This window comes from Paracoccus sp. P2, from assembly GCF_046335115.1.
Lineage (GTDB): Bacteria > Pseudomonadota > Alphaproteobacteria > Rhodobacterales > Rhodobacteraceae > Paracoccus > Paracoccus pantotrophus.
In genome coordinates, this window is the sequence record NZ_JBGOSN010000123.1 from 1 (window position 1) to 2,033 (window position 2,033).

Annotated in this window: 4 protein-coding genes; all 4 read left to right on the plus strand. The window is 71.4% G+C overall.

Annotated features, from left to right (window positions below):
• The first annotated feature begins 97 nt into the window (after positions 1-97).
• Positions 98-976, plus strand: a complete 879-nt coding sequence (locus ACDP63_RS24640; protein WP_024845607.1) for an MBL fold metallo-hydrolase — start codon at positions 98-100, stop codon at positions 974-976.
• A gap of 15 nt (positions 977-991) precedes the next feature.
• On the plus strand, positions 992-1,267 hold the full coding sequence (locus ACDP63_RS24645) for a YgaP-like transmembrane domain (RefSeq protein ID WP_024845606.1): 276 nt from the start codon (positions 992-994) through the stop codon (positions 1,265-1,267).
• A complete protein-coding gene (locus tag ACDP63_RS24650; protein ID WP_024845605.1) occupies positions 1,264-1,695 on the plus strand; it encodes a YeeE/YedE family protein in 432 nt (143 codons plus the stop codon). The genes ACDP63_RS24645 and ACDP63_RS24650 overlap by 4 nt, the downstream gene beginning before the upstream one ends.
• 1 nt (position 1,696) lies before the next feature.
• The coding region (locus tag ACDP63_RS24655; protein WP_024845604.1) for a DUF6691 family protein at positions 1,697-2,033 on the plus strand (337 nt) is incomplete at its 3' end.

The window sequence follows — 2,033 nt, forward strand, 5'->3', positions numbered from 1 at the left end:
CGATCTCGATCTCGATCTCGATCCCGGTTCCGACACCCGGCCCGACACCCGTTCCGAACCGCAGGCCGAACCCGGTTCCGATGCGGGCCCGGCGGCCCTGGCACCCGCGCCCGAAGTGACCGGCTTCTACGAGGCGCGCACCGGCTCGGTGCAATATGTGGTGGCCGATCCGGCGACCGGCCAATGCGCGGTCATCGACCCGGTGCTGGACTATGACGAGAAATCCGGCGCCACCGCCACCATCGAGGCCGACCGCATCCTCGCCTTCATCGCCGAGAAGGGCTACGCGCTGGAATGGATCCTCGACACCCATCCCCATGCCGACCATTTCTCGGCCGCCGATTATCTCAGGCGCAGGACCGGCGCCCCCACCGCCATCGGCGAGAAGGTGGTCGAGGTGCAGAAACTGTGGAAGGAATTCTACAACTGGCCGGACTTTCCCGCCGACGGCTCGCAATGGGACAAGCTTTTCGCCGAGGGCGAGACCTTCCGCCTCGGCTCGATCCCGGCGCGGGTGCTGTTCTCGCCCGGCCATACCCTGGCCTCGATCTCCTATGTGATCGGCGACGCGGCCTTCGTGCATGACACGCTGTTCATGCCCGACAGCGGCACGGCGCGGGCGGATTTCCCCGGCGGCGACGCGCATGCGCTGTGGCGCTCGATCCAGGCGATCCTGGCCTTGCCGGACGCGACGCGGGTCTTCACCGGCCACGACTATTGCCAGGGCGGGCGGGCGCCGGCCTGGGAATCGACCGTGGCCGAGCAGAAGGCCAGGAACAGCCACATGGCGCGATACCGCACCGAGGCCGCGTTCGTGGCGGCGCGGCAGGCGCGCGACCGCACCCTGCCGATGCCCAAGCTGATCCTGCATGCGCTGCAGGTCAACACCAATGCCGGCCGGCTGCCCGCGCCGGAGGCGAACGGCCGGCGCTACCTGAAGATCCCGCTGGACCTGCTGCAGGCGCCCTGGGACTGAGGCGGAGGAGGAAGGATGCGGATCAATATCGGAACCGCCGAGCGGGCGCTGCGGCTGGTGCTGGGCATCGGGCTGGTGCTCTTGGCCTTGCTGGCCGGGCTGTCGCCGGCATGGAGCGGGGCGGCGGCGCTGGCCGGGCTGGTGCTGCTGGCGACCGCGGCGCTGCGCTTCTGCCCGGTCTGGGCGCTGCCGGGCATCACCCGCGGCCTGGAAGGCGGGGGGCGCGAAGCTGGGGATCGCGGGAACGGGGATCGCCAGGACGGGGATCATCAAGACGGAGGCGGGGCATGACCGCGTTCACCACCGAGTTCACCCCTGTGCAATCGCTGCTGGGCGGCGGGCTGGTCGGGCTGGCGGCGGTGCTGCTGATGGCGCTGCACGGCCGCATCGCCGGCATGACCGGGATCCTGGCCGGGGCCTTCGCGCCGGGCGGCGGCTGGCGGCTGGCCTTCCTGGCCGGCGCGGTGGCGGCGCCCTTGCTGCTGGTGCGGCTGGGCGGGGTCGCGGTGGATTTCTCCAGCCCGGTGCCGCTGGGCTGGACGGCGCTCAGCGGGCTCATGGTCGGGATCGGGGTCAGCTATGGCGGCGGCTGCACCTCGGGCCACGGGGTCTGCGGGCTGGCGCGGCTGTCGGCGCGCTCGCTGGTGGCGACGCTGAGCTTCATGCTGGCGACCGGGGCCACGGTCTATGCCACGCGCCATCTTGCGGGAGGGTTCTGAGATGGTCTTGCTGTCGGCCTTGCTGATCGGGCTGGTCTTTGGCGCGGGGATTGCGGTCTCGGGCATGGCCAACCCTGCGAAGGTTCTGAATTTCTTCGACATTGCCGGGGCCTGGGATCCGTCCCTGGCCTTCGTGATGGGCGGCGCGCTGGCGGTGGCCCTGCCGGGCTACCGGCTGGTGCTGCGCCGGCCGGCGCCGGTGCTGGCGCTGCGCTTCCACCTGCCCGAGCGGCGCGCCATCGACCCGGCCCTGGTCGGCGGATCGGCGCTGTTCGGCCTGGGCTGGGGGCTCTCGGGATTCTGCCCCGGCGGCGCCATCCCCGCCATCGGCCTCATCC